The sequence below is a fragment of the Pantoea sp. SGAir0175 genome, from assembly GCF_043547855.1.
Genome location: NZ_CP028081.1, coordinates 2891554 through 2913126, shown reverse-complemented (window position 1 = coordinate 2913126; position 21573 = coordinate 2891554). Strand labels below are relative to the sequence as shown.

Here is a 21573-nt window from a genome sequence, read left to right as displayed (position 1 = left end):
CCAGGAAATGACTGAAAAAAGATCAAAATAGTGGTCGGATGAGTAGTAAAATTACACAACCAGGCGTAATATCTGAGGCAGATCACATTTCATAGCAAAATTTACCACGAGGAGGCATTGATGTATCAGGCATATCCACTCGCCAAAATTGTGCTGCGCCGTGTGCTGGTGGTATTGATTGGCGTACTGGCGCTGCCAGTGATGCTGTTCCGCCAGGATCGCGCGCGCTTCTACAGTTATCTGCACCGCATGTGGTGCAAAACCAGCACCAAACCAGTCTGGCTGGCGCAATCGGAAGCGGCAGGCGGTATCTACTGGTAACCTCCGGCTTCGCGGTGATAACCCGGTGACCTCGCTCGAGGCACCGGGTTTTTTTATCTTAAAGTGGTGCGACAAACGCATTGTCCCGCTGTTATCTCGCGGCATTTCAGCTACACTTAAACCTCTACAAGATTTTGGAGGTTGTACAAGTATGAGCGAGAAAATTCCTGTAGGTATCAGTGCCTGCCTGCTCGGGGATAGCGTCCGATTCGATGGCGGCCACAAGCGTTTTGCCTTTGCGACTGACGAGCTCGCGCCATTTGTGCGCTTCGAACCTGTCTGCCCGGAAATGGCCATCGGTCTGCCGACGCCGCGCCCGGCGCTGCGGCTGGTCAAACAGAGCGACGATCAGATCCACCTGTGTTTCAGTAAAGACGGCGGGGAAGAGCTGACCGACGAAATGGCCCGCTGGTCTGCGGAGCGCGTCAAATCGCTGCACCACCTGTGCGGCTACATCCTGTGTGCCAAATCGCCGAGCTGCGGACTGGAGCGCGTGCGCGTCTACGAGCCTGACACTAACAACAATCGCAAAGCTGGCACCGGTGTGTTCACCTCGTTCCTGCAAAAAGAGCTGCCGTGGCTGCCGCTGGAAGAGGATGGACGCCTGCACGATGATGCGATCCGCGAAAACTTTATGGGGCGCGTCTATGCGCTGCATGAGTTCAACGAAATGTGGCGCAGCGGGCTGACGCGTCACAAGCTGATTGCCTTCCACAGTCGCTACAAACTACTGCTGCTGTCGCATGCGCAGGATGAGTACCGCGAGATGGGACGGTTTGTCGCGGCAATGGAACAGTGGGAGTCACTGGATGCGTACGCCTTCGAATACCGTAACCGTCTGATGCACCTGATGTCGCACCAGGCGTCGCGCCGTAATCACACCAATGTGCTGATGCATGTACAGGGCTATTTCCGGCCGAAGCTGAGTTCACCGCAGCGTCAGGAGCTGGCGCAGCTTATTGACCGCTACCGTCGCGGTGTGCAGCCGTTGCTGGCCCCCATCACCATGCTGAAACATTACATGGCAGAGTTCCCGCACCCGTGGCTGGCGCAGCAGCGTTATTTCGATCCCTACCCGGAAGCGCTGCGTCTGCGCTACGGCCAGTAAACACGGAGCGTTATGAGCACTCATTTAGTCTGGCTGCGTAACGATTTGCGCATGAATGATAACAGCGCACTGGCCGCGGCCTGCCGCGACAGTCAGGCCGAGGTGCTGGCGCTGTTCATCGCCACGCCCGGCCAGTGGCAGCAACACAGCATGGCCCCCAAACAGGCGGCTTTTATCCATCAAAACCTGTGCCTGCTGCAGCAGTCGCTGGCAGAACGCGGTATTAAGCTGCACTTTCATCAGTGCGATGACTTCGCCGCGTCGGTCGACTATCTGGCGACCTTCTGCCAGCAGCACAAGGTGGATGCGCTGTTTTACAACTATCAGTATGAATTCAATGAGCGCCAGCGCGATGCTGCGGTTGAAAAGCAGCTCGATCAGCAGGGCGTGGTGTGCCAGGGATTCGATGACAGCCTGCTGTTACCACCGGGCAGCGTTCAGACCGGCAGCAACAGCATGTTCAAAGTGTTCACGCCGTTCAGCAAAGCGTTTATCCGGCGTCTGCAACAGGGGCTGCCAGAGTGCCACCACGCACCGAAAGCGCGCGCCGGGGCACCCGTGGCCGCCGGCAAAAAAATAGCGGCATTCGATTATCCTGTGGAAAAATTCGACGAAACCTGGTTTCCCGCCGGAGAAGAGGCGGCGCTGAAGCAGCTGCGCCAGTTTGCCCAGCAGCGGGTGGAAAAATATGACCAGCAGCGCGACATACCGGCGATTGACGGCACCAGCCGCCTGTCGCCGTATCTGGCGATTGGTGTGCTGTCACCGCGTCAGTGCCTGCATCGCATTCTGAAGGAGCACCCGCAGGCGCTGAACAACGGCAGCGCGCTGGTGTGGCTGAATGAACTGGTCTGGCGCGAATTTTATCGTCACCTGATGGTGGCTTTTCCGGCGCTGTGTAAGCATCAGCCGTTTGTCGACTGGACGCGCAACGTCAGCTGGCAACAGAATGAGCAACACCTTACCGCCTGGCAGCAGGGCAAAACCGGTTATCCAATTGTCGACGCAGCGATGCGCCAGCTCAATACGCTGGGCTGGATGCACAATCGGTTACGCATGATCACCGCCAGCTTTCTGGTGAAAGACCTGCTGATTGACTGGCGCGAGGGTGAACGCTATTTCATGCAGCAACTGATTGACGGCGATCTGGCGGCTAACAACGGTGGCTGGCAGTGGGCCGCGTCGACCGGCACCGACGCCGCGCCTTACTTCCGCATCTTCAACCCGACGACCCAGGGCGAGCGCTTTGATAAGCAGGGCGAGTTTATCCGCCGGTGGCTGCCGGAGCTGCAAGACGTACCGGACAGCGCCATTCATCAGCCGCACGCCTGGGCGGAGAAAAATAACAAGAAACTCGATTATCCGGCGCCAATCGTGGAACATAAGGCGGCACGTAAAAAGACATTAGACGCCTTCGAGCGCGCGCGCAGCGCAGCCTGAGGCGGTCACGGAGCCGTTATGAACAATTTCGAGTTAGAACAGATCGTCAATCAGCAACTCAACACCAGTGCCTTCAGCGACTATGCGCCCAACGGTTTGCAGGTTGAGGGGCGTGAGCAGGTGCGCCGTGTAATCACCGGCGTGACGGCCTGTCAGGCGCTGCTTGATGAGGCGGTAAAACGCCAGGCCGATGCGATACTGGTGCATCATGGCTACTTCTGGAAGAGCGAAGCGCCGGTGATTAAAGGAATGAAACGCCAGCGTCTGCGCACGCTGCTGGCCAATGACATCAACCTGTACGGCTGGCACCTGCCGCTCGATGCTCACCCACAGTTGGGCAACAACGCCCAGCTGGCCATGCTGTTTGATATCGATGTGAAAGGTGAAATCCAGCCGCTGGTGCCCTGGGGCGAGCTGGCTGAGCCGCTAAGCGGTCCGGCGCTGGCGGAAAAAATCGCGGCGCGCCTTGGACGCCAGCCGCTGCACTGCGGTGATAATGCTCCGGCGCTGATTCGCCGGGTGGCATGGTGCAGCGGTGGCGGCCAGGGCTTTATCGATGCGGCCGCCGCCTTTGGCGTCGACGCCTTTATCAGCGGTGAAGTCTCTGAGCAGACCATTCACAGCGCCCGTGAACAGGGGCTGCATTTCTTTGCTGCCGGCCATCACGCCACCGAACGCGGCGGCATTAAAGCGCTCGGTGAGTGGCTAGCCAGCCAGCATGGTCTGGATGTGACCTTTATCGATATCGACAACCCCGCCTGACCGCTTCGCTTATGCGCCCGGAAAACACGTGCCGGGCGCAAATCAGTTGACACATCTCCTTCACTTTCGCATAACTTATTGACTTTTCGCATAAGCGAATGCCCTCAGGCGCGCCGTCACTGCGGTCACGGCGCGTTTTATTAATGACCGGGAGGTGGGTTTTGCAACGAGCACGTTGTTATCTGCTGGGTGAGCGGGCGGTGGTACTGGAGCTGGAACCGCCGGTTTCGCTCGTCAGCCAGCAGCGCATCTGGGGATTGTGCCAGCGGCTGCAGCAGAATGAGCAGATCGCGGAAGTGATTCCGGGCATGAATAACCTGACGCTGCTGCTGCGCGATCCGCAGCTGAAAGCGCTGGATGCAATTGAGCGTTTGCAGCGCTGGTGGGAAGAGAGCGAGGTGCTGCTGGCCGAGCCGCGTCAGGTTGAGATTCCGGTGGTGTATGGCGGCGCGGGCGGTCCGGATCTGGCGGAGGTCGCCCGTGCGGCGGATCTGACCTCGCAACAGGTGGTGGAGCTGCACAGCAGCGCGGATTACGTGGTCTATTTCATTGGCTTTCAGCCGGGTTTCCCTTATCTCGGTGGGCTGGATGAGCGGCTGCACACGCCGCGTCGCGCCGAGCCCCGGCTGGTGGTGCCTGGCGGTTCGGTGGGCATTGGCGGCAGCCAGACCGGTATCTATCCGCTGGCTGCGCCCGGTGGCTGGCAGTTGATTGGTCACACGCCGCTTAGCCTGTTCGATCCACAACAGCAGCCGCCGACGCTACTGCGTCCCGGCGACAGCGTCCGCTTCGTGCCACAACGGGAGGGCGTATGTTAAAAATTTTGCGTGCCGGATTAATGACCTCGGTGCAGGATCGCGGCCGCCACGGCTGGCGGCAATACGGCATCAGCCTGAGCGGCGCACTGGATGAGCCTTCAATGCGCACGGCCAATATGCTGGTCGGCAACGCGGAAAACAGCGCGGTGCTGGAGATTGTGCTCGGTCAGTTCAAAGCGGAGTTTCGTCGCGACGGCTGGTTTGCGCTGACCGGTGCCAGCTGCAGCGCCGAACTGGATGGCCAGCCGGTGTGGACTGGCTGGCGTCTGCCGGTGAAAAAAGGCCAGGTGCTGAGTCTGTCCATGCCTACGCGCGGTATGCGCAGCTATCTGGCGGTGAACGGCGGTTTTGCCATCGACGCCATGCTGGGCTCGCACTGCACCGATCTCAAAGCGGCCTTTGGTGGCTGGCAGGGACGTAAACTGCAGGATGGCGATCAGCTGCCGCTGGGCAAGCCGACGCGCCGCTTCAGCCATCAGGCTGGCGTACGGCAGCTACTGTGGGGCAACCGCATCCGCGCACTGCCGGGGCCGGAGTACAACGAATTTACCCACGACGCGCAGGACGCATTCTGGCGTAACCCGTGGCAGCTCAGCCCGCAAAGTAACCGTATGGGCTATCGGCTGCAGGGCAGTCCGCTGCAGCGCAGTGTCGCACGTGAACTGCTGTCGCACGGCCTGGTGCCGGGTGTGGTGCAGGTGCCGCCGAACGGCCAGCCGATTGTGCTGATGGCCGATGCGCAAACCACCGGCGGCTATCCGCGTATTGCCTGCGTCATCGAAGCCGATCTCTATCAGCTGGCGCAGATTCGTCTGGGAGAACCGATTCACTTCATCCGCTGCACGCTGGAGGAGGCGCTGCTGGCCAAACAGCAGCAGCAACGTTCGCTTGATCAGATAGCCTGGGGGCTTGCTCATGAAGATCGATCTTAACGCCGACCTCGGTGAAGGCAGTGCCAGCGATCGGGCCCTGCTGGAACTGGTGAGCTCGGCCAACATCGCCTGCGGTTTCCATGCCGGCGATGCCGAAACCATGCTGCAGTCGGTGCGCTGGGCCAGCGCCAATGGCGTGGCGATCGGTGCGCATCCGAGCTTTCCCGACCGGGAAAATTTTGGCCGGACCGCCATGCAGCTGCCACCGGAAACCGTCTACGCGCAGGTGATCTACCAGATTGGTGCCCTGAAAAGCCTCGCTGAAAGTGAAGGGGCGAAGCTGGTGCACGTGAAACCGCACGGCATGCTGTATAACCAGGCGGCGGCGGATGCGGCGCTGGCGGATGCGATTGCGCGCGCGGTGAAAGCCGTCGATCCGGCGCTGATTCTGGTTGGCCTGGCGGGCAGCGCTTCAATTGCCGCCGCCGCGCATCATGGTCTGCGCACGCGCGAAGAAGTGTTTGCTGACCGCGGCTATCTGGCCAGTGGCGCGCTGGTGCCGCGCAGCCAGCCGGGGGCGTTAATCGAAGAGGCTGAGCAGGCGCTGGCGCAGACGCTCACCATGGTGCAGCAGCGTCAGGTGCGCAGCGTCAGCGGCGAATGGGTGGCGGTGAATGCGCAGACGGTCTGTCTGCACGGCGATGGCGCCCATGCGCTGGAATTCGCCCGCACGCTGCGCGCCGCTTTTGCGACAAATCAGATTGCTGTCACCAGCGCCTGATCATTGACTGTTAGCCCGGCCTGTTGCCGGGCTTTTTATTTCTGACGAGGGGAAAACATGGATAACGTGGTCAATCTCTGGCCGTTACTTGGCATTGCCGCGATTGTGCTCGGCTTTGTGCTGCGCTTCAACCCGGTGCTGGTGGTGATTGTTGCCGGTTTTGTCACCGGGCTGGCGGCGCATATGCCGCTCGGCGATATTCTGGAGAAGCTCGGTTCCGGCTTTCTCAATACCCGTAATCTGCCGCTGATCCTGCTGTTACCGCTGGCGGTCATCGGATTGCTGGAGCGCCACGGTTTAAAAGAGCGTGCGCAGACGTGGATCGCCCGGATCAAAACCGCCACCGCCGGCCGTTTACTGATCGTCTATCTGTTCGTGCGTGAGCTGACTGCGGCGCTGGGGCTGACCAGCCTGGGCGGGCATCCGCAGATGGTGCGTCCGCTGCTGGCGCCGATGGCCGAAGGTGCTACTGAAAACCGTTACGGCAGCGTATCACCGGAGATTCGTCAGCGGCTGCGCGCCATGTCGGCGGCTACCGATAACGTCGGGCTGTTCTTCGGTGAAGATATTTTCGTGGCCTTCGGCGCGATCATTTTTATGCACAACTTTATGCAGGAGTCAGCGGGCATCAGCACCGAACCGTTGCACATCGCGCTGTGGGGCATTCCGACCGCACTGTGTGCGTTCCTGATTCATGCTGCGCGACTGGTGCGGCTCGACCGTCAGCTGTCGCGTGAGCTGGGCGCGCTCAACCAGCAGGCGCTGCGCGCAAAAGGAGGTGAGTGATGTTTCAGCAACAGTATCTGATGTGGCTGGCCGGGGCGATCCTGCTGATTGTCGCGCTGCTGTCATGGCGCGATAGCGCCAACCCACGCCGTTTTACCACCGGTTTATTCTGGGCGCTGTACGGTGTGATTTTCCTGATTGGCGACGGTGCTTATCAACTGATGGGGCAGTGGGCCGGTGATGCGGAGCTGGGACGTCGCTGGTTGCATATTGCCGTGGGCGCGGCGGTGGTGGTCATGGCGCTGATTGCCGGGTTCGGCGGCGTGCGCCTCGGTCGCTATCATCAGCGCAGCGATGAACAGAAGCAGCAGAGCGCGCAGCGTCTCGGCAATAAGCTGTTCCTGCCGGCGCTGGCAATTCCGCTGGTGACGGTGATTGGCGTGCTGGCGTTCAATCATATTCCCGGTCTGCAGGAGCGGGTGTTTGGCCCGGGCAATCATTCGACGCTGGTCACGCTGTTTTCGATGATGATTGGCTGCGTGCTGGGCTGGCTGATTGCGCTGAAGTTTACCCACGAGAAGCCGCTGCAGTCGATGCAGGAGACGCGGCGTTTGCTGGATGCGGTTGGCTGGGCATTTATTTTGCCGCAGATTCTCGCCACGCTCGGCCTGCTGTTTACCAGCGCTGGCGTTGGGACAGCGATTTCACATCTTACCGAACACTATCTGGCGGTGGATAACCGGCTGATTGCGGTGGCGGTGTATGCACTGGGCATGGCGCTGCTGACCATGGTGATGGGCAACGCGTTTGCGGCGTTTCCGATTGTCACCGCCGGCATCGGTATTCCGATTCTGGTGCTGCAGCACGGTGGCAATCCGGCGGTGATGGCGGCGATCGGCATGTTCTGCGGTTACTGCGGCACGCTGATGACGCCGATGGCTGCCAACTTCAATATCGTTCCGGCGCGTTTACTGGAGCTGCCGGACCGTAACGCGGTGATCAAGGCTCAGGTGCCAACCGGTGTGCTACTGTTATTAGTAAATATTTTCCTGCTTTATTTCCTGATGTTCCTGTGAGGTTGCGATGAAAACGGTGTTAATGACGGCGTTCGAGCCGTTTGGCGGCGAGCGCATTAATCCGTCGTGGGAAGCGGTACGCAGCTTTGATGGTCGGGAGTTTGGCGGCGCGCGAATTGTGGTGCGCCAGCTGCCGGTGGTATTCGCCCGCTGCGGCCAGGTGCTGACCGCTGCGCTGGAAGAGCTGCAGCCGCACCGCGTGCTGTGCGTCGGCCAGGCTGGCGGGCGCAGCGATATCAGCGTAGAGCGCGTGGCGATTAATGTGAACGATGCGCGCATTCCGGATAATGACCAGCAGCAGCCGGTCGATCAGCCGATTGTCGCCGGGGGACCGGCGGCCTATTTTTCCACGCTGCCGATCAAAGCGATGGTCGCGGCACTGCGCGAAGTGGGGATTCCGGCTTCGGTGTCGCAAACCGCCGGGACATTTACCTGCAATAACGTCATGTATCACCTGCTGCACTGGCTGCAGACCACTGGCAGCGTAGCACGCGGCGGTTTCGTGCATATTCCTTATATGCCGCAGCAGGCGGCGCAGCATCCTGGCGCACCGAGTATGTCGACCGCCAGTGTCATCCAGGCGCTGGAAACGTCGCTGCAGGTGATTCTCAGCACAGAGAAAGACATTCGCGAAGTGGGCGGCGCAACCCATTAATCAGGAGCGGTTATGCCAGAGGGACCGGAGATCCGCCGCGCGGCGGATCAACTTGCAGCGGCAATGGTGGGCAAGCCTCTGACCGAGGTGTGGTTTGCTTTTCCGGCGCTGAAGACCTACGAACCGGCGCTGATGGGGGAAACCATCGACGCCTTTGAAACGCGCGGCAAGGCACTGCTGACACACTTCTCCAACGGGCTGACGCTGTACAGCCATAATCAGCTGTACGGTGTATGGCGTGTGGTGCCGAGCGGGATTGAGCCCAATACTTCGCGCCAGCTGCGCGTGCGGCTGGGTAATGCTGACCGGGCAATTTTGCTGTATAGCGCTTCGGATATTGAGCTGCTGAACGCAGATACGCTCGGCGCGCATCCGTTTTTGCAACGCGTCGGACCGGACGTGCTGGACAACACGCTGACGGTGGAAGAGGTGCGCGAGCGGCTGCTGTCGCCGCGTTTTCGTCGCCGCCAGTTCAGCGGTTTGCTGCTGGATCAGGCATTTCTCGCCGGGCTCGGCAACTATCTGCGCGTCGAGATTTTGTGGCACGCCGGTTTGCTGGCGCAGCATCGTGCACAGGATTTGAGCGATCAGCAGCTGGATGCGTTGAGCCACGCCATGCTGGCGGTGCCGCGTTTGTCTTATCAGATGCGTGGCAGCATGAAGAAGTATCACGAAGAGGCGGCGTTTCGTTTCGAGGTGTTTCACCGCCAGGGCAAAAAGTGCCGGCGCTGCGGTACCGTCATTGAGAAGGGCGTACTGTCATCACGACCGTTTTACTGGTGTCCGGGCTGTCAGCATTGAGTTTTGGTCACTAATAGACGAGGCGTGGGACAGGCCATCATCGTCTTGCGGCAAACTGCACCAGAGCTAATGCACTGACTGGCTGAGCGCCGGGGCAGGCAATCCGCAGCGCTGAACAGCATGAGGAAGTCAGGATGAGACCGCATGGATGCGGGCGAAAGCCGGAGCCGGGACAGGATGTCCCGTCGACGGCGGTCCGTCAGACTGACGAAGGGTGTGAAGGTACCGCGTCAGCGGCGCGAGGACGCCTGAAACGGGGCTCAGCCAGGCAGGGCTCTGCACGATGCGCCCCAAACTTTCGCCGTATACTAAAAAAGAAAAGGGCGGGATAACCCGCCCTGATTGTTATTTTTTCAGCGCCGAGCTGAATTCGCGCTCGGTGTAACCGGTGTAGAGCTGACGTGGGCGGGCAATCTTCATACCTTCGTCGTGCATCTCTTTCCAGTGCGCAATCCAGCCAACGGTACGCGCCATCGCGAAGATCACGGTAAACATTGATGACGGAATGCCCATCGCTTTCAGAATGATGCCGGAATAGAAATCGACGTTCGGATAGAGTTTGCGCTCGATAAAGTACGGGTCGTTCAGCGCGATGTGCTCCAGCTCCATCGCCACTTCCAGCAGGTCGTCCTTCATGCCCAGCTCGTTCAGCACTTCATGACAGGTTTCACGCATCACGGTCGCGCGCGGGTCATAGTTCTTATACACACGGTGACCGAAGCCCATCAGACGGAACGAATCGTTCTTATCTTTGGCGCGACGCACGAATTCCGGGATGTGATCCACGGTGCTGATCTCTTCCAGCATACGCAGCGTGGCTTCGTTGGCACCACCGTGCGCAGGTCCCCACAGCGAGGCGATACCGGCGGCGATACAGGCAAACGGGTTGGCACCGGAAGAACCGGCGGTACGCACGGTAGAGGTTGATGCGTTCTGTTCGTGGTCAGCGTGCAGGATCAGGATACGGTCCATGGCGCGTTCCAGCACCGGGTTCACTTTGTACTCTTCACACGGCGTAGCAAACATCATGTGCAGGAAGTTACCGGCATAGGAGAGGTCGTTACGCGGATACACAAACGGCTGGCCGATGGAGTATTTGTAACACATCGCGGCCATGGTCGGCATTTTTGACAGCAGGCGGAAGGCGGCGATTTCACGGTGACGTTCAATATTCACGTCTAATGAATCGTGATAAAAGGCAGCCAGCGCGCCGGTCACGCCGCACATCACTGCCATCGGGTGTGAATCACGACGGAAGCCGTGGAACAGGCGGGTGATCTGCTCGTGAATCATGGTGTGACGGGTTACGGTAGTGCGGAACTCGTCGTACTGCGCCTGAGTAGGGGCTTCGCCGTTCAGCAGGATGTAGCACACTTCCAGATAGTTGGAGTGGGTAGCCAGCTGATCGATAGGGAAACCGCGATGTAACAAAATCCCTTCATCACCATCAATAAAGGTAATTTTTGATTCGCAGGACGCCGTAGAGGTAAAACCGGGGTCGAAGGTGAACAGGCCTTTTGAGCCAAGGGCGCGGACATCAACAACATCCTGTCCCAGCGTGCCTTGCATCACATCCAGTTCCACGGAGTTGTTATCTTGTAGGGTTAGCGTCACTTTTTTATCTGTCATTTTTCGTCTCCATAGCGCCTTAGTAGGTAAGGATCTTAGACACCAGAACAGTCATCATGTTGCGTTTACCCGCCGTATTTTCGGGCCGCCGCTACACTGGCTGCGCGCGCGCAGTGCGGTCATTTACTTGCGTAAACGCCCATCATTTGCACGCTTACTGCCTTGTTGCAACCCGCACGACGTAGGCTAAAACAGAATCTTCACAGCATCACTCAGCGGTAACGTTCATGCTGCAAGGTTACGGAGCGAAATGTGTAAAGCCAATCGGTGGTGTCCGGGCATGACGCGCTGCACATCGTGGATGTTAAAGATCCTGTCACGACATAACTTCTTGGTAACCAATAACCTGACGGTTTGTGTTGCTCGTAAAGGCAATGTTACATAACTTGAGCTTAGGGGAAAGTGTATCCCCATAACTTTTATGCATCATAGGGTTTTAGTGCGTTCGTTTGTAACTGAAATGTTGATCTATTGTCAAATCAGATAATTAAAAATGTATAAATTGTGAAATACGTGAGGCGGATCACTGTTCAGCTTAAATGTGACCAAAGAGATTGTAGGGGAATTGTAATCAGAATGTGATCCTCCTATACTGCCGCCAGGTCTCCGGAATACCCTGACACCAGGAGCCACCCAGCGTTTTACCCGCTTCACTTAACACTGGATGTTGCTATTTTGGTGGCGGTTGCAGTCCGAACACGCACTGTGCTCTTCTGTAACTCAGGACCGGAGGAAGCAAAATAAAAAAGAGCTGTGTGGGCAAAACCGTGAAAAAACAAAGACCTGTTAACTTGGATCTCTCGACGATCCGGTTTCCCGTTACTGCAATATCGTCCATTCTCCACCGCGTCTCCGGCGTGATTACCTTTGTCGCTCTCGGAATTCTGCTCTGGTTACTGGGTCTCTCCCTCTCTTCTCCGGAAGGTTTCCAGCAAGCGGCATCCATCATGGATAGCTTCTTCGCCAAATTCATCATGTGGGGCATTCTGACCGCGCTGGCATATCACGCAGCAAGCGGCATTCGTCACATGCTGGCCGACTTCGGTTTTACGGCAGAAACCCTGCAGGTGGGAACCCGTACCGCGCAAGCGGTTTTTGTTATCACTGTCGTGCTCTCAATTCTGGCTGGAGTCCTCGTATGGTAAGCAATGCTTCTGCATTAGGACGCAACGGTATCCATGACTGGCTGTTACTGCGTGCTGCTGCAATCTTAATTACGCTCTACATTCTCTACATCCTCGGTTTTGTCGTGATGACCGGCACGCTGACGTATGACGTCTGGCGCGGCTTTTTCGCTTCCTCCTTTACCAAAGTGTTCACGTTGCTGACGCTGTTCTCGATTCTGGTCCACGGCTGGATTGGCATGTGGCAGGTCCTGACCGACTACGTGAAACCGCTGGCAACGCGTCTGGTGTTGCAACTGGTGATTGTGGTCGCGCTGTTGTCGTATGCAATTTATGGAACTGTTGTGGTGTGGGGTGTGTAAATGAGTTTGCCAGTCAGAGAATTTGATGCCGTGGTGATCGGCGCAGGTGGTGCGGGTATGCGCGCCGCGCTGCAAATCTCCCAATCGGGCCAGAGCTGTGCTCTGTTATCCAAAGTGTTCCCAACCCGTTCCCACACCGTATCGGCGCAGGGCGGGATTACCGTGGCGCTGGGTAACTCCCACGAAGATAACTGGGAATGGCACATGTACGATACCGTCAAAGGCTCCGATTACATCGGTGACCAGGACGCGATCGAATATATGTGTAAAACCGGTCCGGAAGCGATTCTGGAGCTGGAGCATATGGGCCTGCCATTCTCCCGTCTTGATGACGGCCGCGTTTATCAGCGTCCGTTTGGTGGTCAGTCGAAAAACTTCGGTGGTGAGCAGGCGGCGCGTACCGCTGCTGCTGCCGACCGTACCGGCCACGCCCTGCTGCATACGCTGTATCAGCAGAACCTGAAAAACAAAACCACCATCTTCTCCGAGTGGTATGCACTGGATCTGGTGAAAAACGCTGACGGTGCGATCGTCGGCTGTACCGCCATCTGCATCGAAACCGGTGAAACAGTCTACTTCAAAGCCAAAGCCACTATCCTCGCGACCGGCGGTGCTGGCCGTATCTATCAGTCCACCACCAACGCCCACATCAACACCGGCGACGGCGTCGGCATGGCGCTGCGTGCCGGCGTGCCAATGCAGGATATGGAGATGTGGCAGTTCCACCCAACCGGCATCGCCGGGGCGGGTGTGCTGGTGACCGAAGGCTGCCGTGGTGAAGGTGGCTATCTGCTGAACAAGCATGGCGAACGTTTCATGGAGCGCTACGCACCAAACGCTAAAGACCTGGCGGGCCGTGATGTGGTGGCGCGTTCAATGATGGTGGAAATTCGTGAAGGTCGCGGCTGCGACGGCCCATGGGGTCCACACATCAAACTGAAACTCGACCATCTGGGCGCTGAAGTGCTGGAATCCCGTCTGCCGGGCATCCTCGAACTGTCGCGCACCTTTGCTCACGTTGACCCGATTAAAGAACCGATTCCGGTTATCCCGACCTGCCACTACATGATGGGCGGCGTGCCGACCCGCGTGACCGGTCAGGCGCTGCGCGTTAACGAGCAGGGCGAAGATGAAGTGATTCCGGGCCTGTTCGCGGTAGGCGAAATTGCCTGCGTATCGGTACACGGCGCAAACCGTCTTGGCGGCAACTCGCTGCTCGACCTGGTGGTATTTGGCCGCGCGGCCGGTGTTCACCTGATGGAGTGCATCGCTGAGCAGGGCGAACTGCGCGACGCCACCGAAGATGAAATCGACGCGGCGATGGCCCGCTTCAACCGCTGGGAAAACAACACCACCGGTGAAGATCCGGTTGAAATCCGCAAGGCGCTGCAGCGCTGCATGCAGAACAACTTCTCGGTATTCCGCGAAGGGGATGCGATGCGTGAAGGCCTGGCCGAGCTGAAAGAGATTCGTGAGCGCCTGAAAAACGCGCGTCTCGATGACCGTTCACCGGACTTCAATACCCAGCGTATCGAATGCCTGGAGCTTGATAACCTGATGGAAACCGCTTACGCCACCGCGGTAGCGGCTAACTTCCGCACCGAAAGCCGTGGCGCTCACAGCCGCTTCGACTATCCGGAGCGTGATGATGCCAACTGGCTGTGCCACAGCCTCTATGTTCCGCAAACGGAAAGCATGACGCGCCGTGAGGTGAACATGCAACCGAAACTGCGTGCGGCCTTCCCGCCGAAAGCGCGTACTTACTAATTGCGGAGATCATCATGAGACTCGAATTTTCTATCTATCGTTACAACCCGGAAGTCGATGACAAACCGCGCATGCAGGATTACACCCTCGAAGCGGAAGATGGTCGCGACATGATGCTGCTGGACGCGCTGATCCGTCTGAAAGAAAAGGATCCTACGCTGGCCTTCCGTCGCTCCTGCCGTGAAGGCGTGTGCGGCTCCGATGGCCTCAACATGAACGGTAAAAATGGCCTGGCGTGTATCACGCCGGTCTCCGCACTGGGCAATGGCAGCAAGAAGATTGTTATCCGTCCGCTGCCCGGTCTGCCGGTAATCCGCGACCTCGTGGTGGACATGGGACAATTCTATGCTCAGTATGAGAAGATTAAGCCTTTCCTGTTGAATAATGGGGAAAATCCGCCAGCGCGCGAGCATCTGCAAACGCCTGCGCAGCGTGAGCACCTGGACGGCCTGTACGAGTGTATTCTCTGTGCCTGCTGCTCCACATCGTGCCCGTCGTTCTGGTGGAATCCGGACAAGTTCATCGGTCCGGCCGGCCTGCTGGCGGCGTACCGCTTCCTGATTGACAGCCGCGACACCGAAACCGATGCGCGCCTCGACAATCTGAATGATGCTTTCAGTGTTTTCCGCTGTCACAGCATCATGAACTGTGTGAGCGTGTGCCCGAAAGGCTTAAACCCAACGCGCGCCATCGGCCACATTAAGTCGATGCTGCTGCAGCGCGGGGCGTAACAAACGGAAGTCACGATCGGGAACCCAGGTTCCCGATCGTTTACGGAAGCCTCTATAAGCGCGGTACTGACCACGCTTATAAAGGTTCCCTTACGGGCCAGGCGCCGGTTGCGCACAGGTTCGTATCGCTGAACTCACTACGGCAAGCCGCGTAAGCGGCAACAAATGAAACCTCAAAAAAGCAGATTAATGCTTAAGGGATCACAATGCAGAACAGCGCGATGAAACCCTGGCTGGACTCCTCCTGGCTGGCCGGCGCGAACCAGTCCTACATAGAGCAACTCTATGAGGATTTCCTGACCGATCCTGACTCTGTTGATGAAGTGTGGCGCTCGATGTTCCAGCAGCTGCCGGGCACCGGCGTGAAATCTGAGCAGTTTCACTCCACGACGCGTGAATATTTCCGCCGCCTGGCGAAAGACGCCACCCGCTACACCTCCACAGTCACCGATCCGGCCGCTAATTCCAAACAGGTTAAAGTGCTGCAGCTGATTAATGCGTTCCGCTTCCGCGGCCATCAGCACGCTAACCTCGATCCGCTCGGCCTGTGGAAGCAGGAGCGCGTGGCGGATCTCGATCCGGCCTTCCACGATCTGACCGACGCCGATTTTCAGGAAAGCTTTAACGTAGGCTCTTTCGCCATTGGCAAAGAGACCATGAAGCTGGCCGATCTTTATGCCGCACTGCAGCAGACCTACTGTGGTTCGATTGGTGCAGAGTACATGCACATCAATAACACCGAAGAGAAGCGCTGGATTCAGCAGCGTCTGGAATCGGTAGTGGGCCATGCGTCATTCAGCGCGGACGAGAAAAAAGGTTTCCTGAAAGAGCTGACGGCGGCAGAGGGCCTGGAAAAATACCTCGGCGCGAAATTCCCGGGTGCCAAACGCTTCTCGCTGGAAGGCGGTGATGCGCTGGTACCGATGCTGCGCGAAATGATTCGCCACGCCGGCAAGAGCGGCACGCGTGAAGTGGTGCTGGGTATGGCACACCGCGGTCGTCTCAACGTGCTGATCAACGTGCTGGGTAAAAAACCGCAGGATCTGTTCGACGAGTTCTCCGGCAAGCACAAAGAGCACCTCGGTACCGGTGACGTGAAGTACCACATGGGCTTCTCGTCAGACGTGGAAACCGAAGGCGGCCTGGTGCACCTGGCGCTGGCGTTCAACCCGTCGCATCTGGAAATTGTAAGCCCGGTCGTCATGGGCTCGGTGCGTGCGCGTCTGGATCGTCTGGCGGAGCCGGGCAGCAACAAAGTACTGCCGATCACCATTCACGGTGACGCCGCGGTTATTGGCCAGGGCGTGGTGCAGGAAACCCTGAACATGTCGCAGGCTCGCGGTTACGAAGTGGGCGGCACCGTACGCATCGTGATTAACAACCAGGTGGGCTTCACCACCTCGAATCCGAAAGATGCGCGTTCTACCCCTTACTGCACCGACATCGGCAAAATGGTGCTGGCGCCGATCTTCCACGTCAACGCGGACGATCCGGAAGCGGTAGCGTTTGTTACCCGTCTGGCGCTGGATTATCGCAACACCTTCAAACGCGATGTGTTCATCGACCTGGTGTGCTACCGCCGTCACGGCCATAACGAAGCCGACGAGCCTAGCGCCACCCAGCCGCTGATGTATCAGAAAATCAAAAAGCATCCGACGCCGCGCAAAATCTACGCCGATCAGCTGGAGAGCGAAGGCGTGGCCACGCAGGAAGATGCCACCGAGCTGGTAAACCTGTACCGCGACGCGCTGGATGAAGGCGAGTGCGTGGTGCCGGAATGGCGTCCGATGAGCCTGCACTCGTTCACCTGGTCTCCGTACCTCAACCACGAGTGGGATGAGAGCTACCCGGAAACCGTGGACATGAAACGTCTGCAGGAGCTGGCGCGCCGCATCAGCAGCATTCCGGAAGCGGTGGAAGTGCAGTCGCGCGTTGCCAAGATTTACAACGACCGCAAAGAGATGGCGGAAGGCAACAAGCTGTTCGACTGGGGCGGGGCGGAAAACCTCGCTTACGCCACGCTGGTGGACGAAGGCATTCCGGTGCGCCTGTCGGGTGAAGACTCCGGCCGCGGCACCTTCTTCCACCGTCACGCGGTGATTCACAACCAGCAGAACGGTTCGACTTACACCCCGCTCCACCACATCCATAACGGTCAGGGTCAGTTCAAGGTGTGGGATTCGGTGCTGTCGGAAGAAGCGGTACTGGCGTTCGAATACGGTTACGCCACCGCCGAGCCGCGCGTGCTGACCATCTGGGAAGCGCAGTTCGGTGACTTCGCCAACGGCGCTCAGGTGGTGATCGATCAGTTCATCAGCTCCGGCGAGCAGAAATGGGGCCGCATGTGTGGTCTGGTGATGCTGCTGCCACACGGCTATGAAGGGCAGGGTCCGGAGCACTCCTCCGCGCGCCTCGAGCGCTATCTGCAGCTGTGTGCTGAGCAGAACATGCAGGTCTGCGTGCCATCAACGCCAGCGCAGGTGTACCACATGCTGCGTCGTCAGGCGTTGCGCGGTATGCGCCGTCCGCTGATCGTGATGTCGCCGAAGTCGCTGCTGCGTCATCCGCTGGCGGTGTCCAGCCTTGATGAGCTGGCCAACGGCAGCTTCCAGCCGGCGATTGGTGAGATCGACGACCTCGATCCGCAGCAGGTGAAACGCGTGGTGCTGTGCTCCGGTAAAGTTTATTACGATCTGCTGGAGCAGCGTCGTAAGAACGAGCAGACCGATGTCGCCATCGTGCGTATCGAACAGCTCTATCCGTTCCCGCACAAAGCGGTGCAGGAAGCGCTGAAGAATTACGCCCATGTTCAGGATTTCGTCTGGTGTCAGGAAGAGCCACTGAACCAGGGCGCATGGTATTGCAGTCAGCATCATTTCCGCGAAGTGGTTCCATTTGGTGCGTCACTGCGTTACGCAGGCCGTCCGGCTTCTGCTTCACCGGCCGTGGGCTATATGTCCGTACATCAACAACAGCAGCAAGACCTGGTCAATGACGCGCTGAACCTTGGTTAATTAAAAGGAAAGAAAATGAGTAGCGTAGAAATTCTCGTTCCCGATTTGCCTGAATCCGTAGCGGACGCCACGGTAGCCACCTGGCATAAAAAACCCGGCGACTCTGTGACCCGCGACGAAGTGCTGGTCGAGATCGAAACTGACAAAGTGGTACTGGAAGTGCCTGCCGCCGCTGACGGTGTGCTGGAAGCGGTGCTGGAAGACGAAGGCGCCACCGTAACATCGCGCCAGATTCTGGGCCGTCTGAAGGAAGGCAACAGCGGCGGGAAAGAGACCACGGCGAAAGTGGAAAGCAAGGAGTCTACGCCTGCACAGCGTCAGACTGCATCTCTGGAAGAAGAGAGCAATGACGCGCTCAGCCCGGCCGTGCGCCGCCTGATTGCGGAAAACAACCTCGACGCCAGCCAGATTAAAGGCACCGGTGTCGGCGGCCGTCTGACGCGCGAAGATGTGGAAAAACATCTGGCGAAGAAAGCCGACGGCGCGAAAGCGGCACCGGCAGCCGATGCGGCTCCGCAGGCAGTCGCCAACCGCAGCGAGAAGCGCGTGCCGATGACCCGTCTGCGCAAGCGCGTGGCCGAGCGTCTGCTGGAAGCGAAAAACAGCACCGCAATGCTGACCACCTTCAATGAAGTCAACATGAAGCCGATCATGGATCTGCGCAAGCAGTACGGCGATGCCTTCGAGAAGCGTCACGGCGTGCGTCTGGGCTTTATGTCCTTCTACATCAAAGCGGTGGTCGAAGCGCTGAAACGCTTCCCGGAAGTCAACGCGTCGATCGACGGCGACGATGTTGTGTACCACAACTATTTCGATGTCAGCATCGCGGTCTCAACGCCGCGTGGTCTGGTGACGCCAGTGCTGAAAGATGTTGATGCGCTGAGCATGGCCGATATCGAGAAGAAAATTAAAGAGCTGGCGGTGAAAGGCCGTGACGGCAAGCTGACGGTGGAAGAACTGACCGGCGGTAACTTCACCATCACCAACGGTGGTGTGTTCGGTTCGCTGATGTCTACGCCGATCATCAACCCGCCGCAGAGCGCGATTCTGGGGATGCACGCCATTAAAGATCGCCCAATGGCGGTGAATGGTCAGGTGGTGGTGCTGCCAATGATGTATCTGGCGCTCTCCTACGATCACCGTCTGATCGATGGTCGTGAATCTGTCGGCTATCTGGTCGCGGTGAAAGAGCTGCTGGAAGATCCGGCGCGTCTGCTGCTGGATGTCTGATTTTCGCCGGGCGCGCTGGCACGAGGCGCGCCCAAATTAACCCTGTTTAGATCTGAATGGATAGAACATCATGAACTTACACGAATACCAGGCGAAGCAGCTGTTTGCACGGTATGGTATGCCAGCACCGACTGGCTACGCCTGCACCACGCCACGTGAAGCCGAAGAAGCCGCCTCGAAAATTGGCGCGGGTCCGTGGGTGGTGAAATGTCAGGTTCATGCCGGTGGCCGCGGTAAAGCGGGCGGTGTGAAGGTGGTTAACAGTAAAGAAGACATTCGTGCTTTCGCTGAAAACTGGCTGGGCAAACGTCTGGTGACCTACCAGACTGACGCCAATGGCCAGCCGGTAAACCAGATCCTGGTTGAAGCGGCGACCGACATCGATCAGGAGCTGTATCTGGGTGCGGTGGTTGACCGTGCCACCCGTCGCGTGATCTTCATGGCGTCAACCGAAGGCGGCGTGGAAATCGAGAAAGTGGCGGAAGAAACCCCGCACCTGATCCACAAAATGGCGCTGGATCCGCTGACCGGACCGCAGCCATACCAGGGCCGCGAGCTGGCATTCAAACTGGGTCTGACCGGTAAGCAGGTCAGCCAGTTCACCAAAATCTTCATGGGTCTGGCGACCATGTTCCTGGAGCGCGACCTGGCGATGGTTGAGATCAACCCGCTGGTGATCACCAAACAGGGCGACCTGATCTGTCTGGATGGCAAACTGGGTGCCGATGGCAATGCCCTGTTCCGTCAGCCAGAGCTGCGTGAAATGCGCGACCCAAGCCAGGAAGATCCCCGTGAAGCCCACGCGACGCAGTGGGAACTGAACTACGTCGCGCTGGAAGGCAACATTGGCTGTATGGTCAACGGCGCTGGTCTGGCGATGGGCACCATGGACATCGTGAAACACCACGGTGGTCAGCCTGCAAACTTCCTTGATGTTGGCGGCGGCGCAACCAAAGAGCGCGTTACCGAAGCCTTCAAAATCATCCTGTCTGACGATGCTGTGAAAGCGGTATTCGTTAACATCTTCGGCGGCATCGTGCGCTGCGACCTGATCGCAGACGGCATCATCGGTGCTGTGGCTGAAGTGGGTGTCAACGTACCGGTCGTGGTACGTCTGGAAGGTAACAACGCCGAGCTGGGCGCGAAGAAACTGGCGGACAGCGGTCTTAACATCATTGCAGCAACCAGCCTGACAGACGCAGCACAGCGTGTTGTCGCTGCTGCGGAGGGTAAATAATGTCCATTCTGATCGACAAAAACACCAAAGTCATTTGCCAGGGTTTCACCGGTGGCCAGGGAACGTTCCACTCTGAGCAGGCGCTGGCCTATGGTACGCAGCTGGTTGGCGGTGTGACGCCAGGTAAAGGCGGCACCACCCATCTCGGTCTGCCGGTGTTTAACACCGTGCGTGAAGCAGTAGAAGCGACAGGCGCCACCGCTACCGTGATCTACGTGCCGGCACCGTTCTGCAAAGACGGTATCCTGGAAGCGATCGACGCGGGCATCAAACTGATCATCACCATCACCGAAGGTATCCCGACGCTGGATATGCTGACGGTAAAAGTGAAGCTGGACGAAGCAGGCGTGCGCATGATTGGCCCGAACTGCCCGGGTGTGATCACCCCAGGCGAATGTAAGATCGGTATCATGCCGGGCCACATTCACCAGCCAGGCCGCGTCGGTATCGTGTCACGTTCCGGTACGCTGACCTATGAAGCGGTTAAGCAGACCACCGACATCGGCTACGGCCAGTCCACCTGTGTGGGCATCGGCGGTGACCCGATCCCTGGCTCCAACTTCATCGACATCCTGAAAATGTTCCAGGACGATCCGCAGACCGAAGCGATCGTGATGATCGGTGAGATCGGCGGCAGCGCTGAAGAAGAGGCCGCGGCGTTCATCAAAGAGCACGTGACCAAGCCTGTCGTCGGCTATATCGCCGGCGTAACGGCGCCGAAAGGCAAGCGTATGGGCCACGCCGGCGCCATCATTGCCGGTGGTAAAGGCACCGCCGATGAGAAATTTGCTGCGCTGGAAGCGGCCGGTGTGAAAACCGTTCGCAGCCTGGCCGATATCGGCGACGCGGTGAAAGCGGTACTGCCAGCGAAATAACATTTTGCTGCCGAAAGAACAAAGCCACCTGCGGGTGGCTTTTTTTATGGCTGTCATGCACGGCCATTAGCCGTCCTCACACATTTGGAGTAAAAACGTAACGGCAACATTTTCTGCGGCTATGCTTACTTTGTCGTTGAGTAAAGAAGGGCAAAGAGGCGTGCTTTTTCCTGTCAGCGTCCAGGCATCTGGCTGGCACAGAGGTTAAATAATTACGGGAAAGGTAATTGTTTTCTTAATTGCG

At 58.3% G+C, this 21573-nt stretch carries 20 protein-coding genes; 19 read left to right on the top strand and 1 reads right to left on the bottom strand.

Annotation, left to right across the window (positions count from 1 at the left end; translation table 11 throughout):
* Positions 1 to 120 precede the first annotated feature (120 nt).
* From C1N56_RS13605 to nei, 11 genes are all read left to right on the top strand, one after another.
* Positions 121 to 321, top strand: a complete 201-nt coding sequence (locus tag C1N56_RS13605) for a YbfA family protein (protein ID WP_031279882.1) — start codon at positions 121 to 123, stop codon at positions 319 to 321.
* Between the two features lie 151 nt (positions 322 to 472).
* On the top strand, positions 473 to 1429 hold the full coding sequence (locus tag C1N56_RS13600) for a YbgA family protein (RefSeq protein ID WP_058775282.1): 957 nt from the start codon (positions 473 to 475) through the stop codon (positions 1427 to 1429).
* 12 nt (positions 1430 to 1441) lie between these two features.
* Entirely contained in the window at positions 1442 to 2869 is a 1428-nt protein-coding gene (gene phrB, locus C1N56_RS13595) for a deoxyribodipyrimidine photo-lyase (RefSeq protein WP_394516763.1), read from the top strand.
* A gap of 18 nt (positions 2870 to 2887) precedes the next feature.
* Positions 2888 to 3631, top strand: coding sequence for a type 2 GTP cyclohydrolase I (locus C1N56_RS13590; RefSeq protein ID WP_394516762.1), 744 nt, complete (start codon positions 2888 to 2890; stop codon positions 3629 to 3631).
* Between the two features lie 161 nt (positions 3632 to 3792).
* Positions 3793 to 4449, top strand: a complete 657-nt coding sequence (gene pxpB, locus C1N56_RS13585) for a 5-oxoprolinase subunit PxpB (RefSeq protein ID WP_021508549.1) — start codon at positions 3793 to 3795, stop codon at positions 4447 to 4449.
* Positions 4443 to 5381, top strand: coding sequence for a 5-oxoprolinase subunit PxpC (gene pxpC / locus C1N56_RS13580; protein ID WP_394516761.1), 939 nt, complete (start codon positions 4443 to 4445; stop codon positions 5379 to 5381). The genes pxpB and pxpC overlap by 7 nt, the downstream gene beginning before the upstream one ends.
* Positions 5365 to 6102, top strand: coding sequence for a 5-oxoprolinase subunit PxpA (gene pxpA / locus C1N56_RS13575; RefSeq protein WP_058769446.1), 738 nt, complete (start codon positions 5365 to 5367; stop codon positions 6100 to 6102). Before pxpC ends, pxpA begins: the two co-directional genes overlap by 17 nt.
* A gap of 57 nt (positions 6103 to 6159) precedes the next feature.
* On the top strand, positions 6160 to 6888 hold the full coding sequence (locus tag C1N56_RS13570) for a DUF969 domain-containing protein (RefSeq protein WP_021508546.1): 729 nt from the start codon (positions 6160 to 6162) through the stop codon (positions 6886 to 6888).
* Positions 6888 to 7904 carry a DUF979 domain-containing protein gene (locus C1N56_RS13565; RefSeq protein WP_021508545.1) on the top strand — a complete coding sequence of 339 codons (1017 nt, stop codon included), beginning with the start codon at positions 6888 to 6890 and terminating at the stop codon, positions 7902 to 7904. The genes C1N56_RS13570 and C1N56_RS13565 overlap by 1 nt, the downstream gene beginning before the upstream one ends.
* Positions 7905 to 7911: 7 nt before the next feature.
* Positions 7912 to 8559 carry a pyroglutamyl-peptidase I gene (gene pcp / locus C1N56_RS13560; RefSeq protein ID WP_394516760.1) on the top strand — a complete coding sequence of 216 codons (648 nt, stop codon included), beginning with the start codon at positions 7912 to 7914 and terminating at the stop codon, positions 8557 to 8559.
* Positions 8560 to 8571: 12 nt separating this feature from the next.
* The gene (gene nei / locus C1N56_RS13555) at positions 8572 to 9360 is read left to right on the top strand and encodes an endonuclease VIII (protein ID WP_394516759.1); all 789 of its coding nucleotides are present in this window, start codon (positions 8572 to 8574) and stop codon (positions 9358 to 9360) included.
* Between the two features lie 345 nt (positions 9361 to 9705).
* On the opposite strand, the gene C1N56_RS13550 is transcribed toward nei, so the two are convergent.
* Positions 9706 to 10989, bottom strand: a complete 1284-nt coding sequence (locus C1N56_RS13550) for a citrate synthase (RefSeq protein ID WP_021508542.1) — start codon at positions 10987 to 10989, stop codon at positions 9706 to 9708.
* A gap of 755 nt (positions 10990 to 11744) precedes the next feature.
* On the opposite strand from C1N56_RS13550, the gene sdhC reads away from it, so the two are divergent.
* The 8 genes from sdhC (at position 11745) to sucD (ending at position 21329) form a co-directional block, all read left to right on the top strand.
* Positions 11745 to 12134 carry a succinate dehydrogenase cytochrome b556 subunit gene (gene sdhC / locus C1N56_RS13545; protein ID WP_021508541.1) on the top strand — a complete coding sequence of 130 codons (390 nt, stop codon included), beginning with the start codon at positions 11745 to 11747 and terminating at the stop codon, positions 12132 to 12134.
* A complete protein-coding gene (gene sdhD, locus C1N56_RS13540) occupies positions 12128 to 12475 on the top strand; it encodes a succinate dehydrogenase membrane anchor subunit (RefSeq protein WP_021508540.1) in 348 nt (115 codons plus the stop codon). Before sdhC ends, sdhD begins: the two co-directional genes overlap by 7 nt.
* Positions 12476 to 14242 carry a succinate dehydrogenase flavoprotein subunit gene (sdhA, locus tag C1N56_RS13535; RefSeq protein WP_021508539.1) on the top strand — a complete coding sequence of 589 codons (1767 nt, stop codon included), beginning with the start codon at positions 12476 to 12478 and terminating at the stop codon, positions 14240 to 14242.
* 14 nt (positions 14243 to 14256) lie between these two features.
* Positions 14257 to 14973 carry a succinate dehydrogenase iron-sulfur subunit gene (locus tag C1N56_RS13530; protein ID WP_021508538.1) on the top strand — a complete coding sequence of 239 codons (717 nt, stop codon included), beginning with the start codon at positions 14257 to 14259 and terminating at the stop codon, positions 14971 to 14973.
* Positions 14974 to 15179: 206 nt separating this feature from the next.
* Complete coding sequence (sucA, locus tag C1N56_RS13525; RefSeq protein WP_394516758.1) at positions 15180 to 17987, top strand: 2-oxoglutarate dehydrogenase E1 component; 2808 nt, start codon at positions 15180 to 15182, stop codon at positions 17985 to 17987.
* A gap of 15 nt (positions 17988 to 18002) precedes the next feature.
* Complete coding sequence (odhB, locus tag C1N56_RS13520) at positions 18003 to 19217, top strand: 2-oxoglutarate dehydrogenase complex dihydrolipoyllysine-residue succinyltransferase (protein ID WP_021508536.1); 1215 nt, start codon at positions 18003 to 18005, stop codon at positions 19215 to 19217.
* 70 nt (positions 19218 to 19287) lie between these two features.
* Positions 19288 to 20454: an ADP-forming succinate--CoA ligase subunit beta gene (gene sucC / locus C1N56_RS13515; protein ID WP_006118458.1), complete on the top strand. Its 1167-nt coding sequence runs from the start codon at positions 19288 to 19290 to the stop codon at positions 20452 to 20454.
* Positions 20454 to 21329, top strand: coding sequence for a succinate--CoA ligase subunit alpha (gene sucD / locus C1N56_RS13510; protein WP_021508535.1), 876 nt, complete (start codon positions 20454 to 20456; stop codon positions 21327 to 21329). The genes sucC and sucD overlap by 1 nt, the downstream gene beginning before the upstream one ends.
* Positions 21330 to 21573 lie beyond the last annotated feature (244 nt).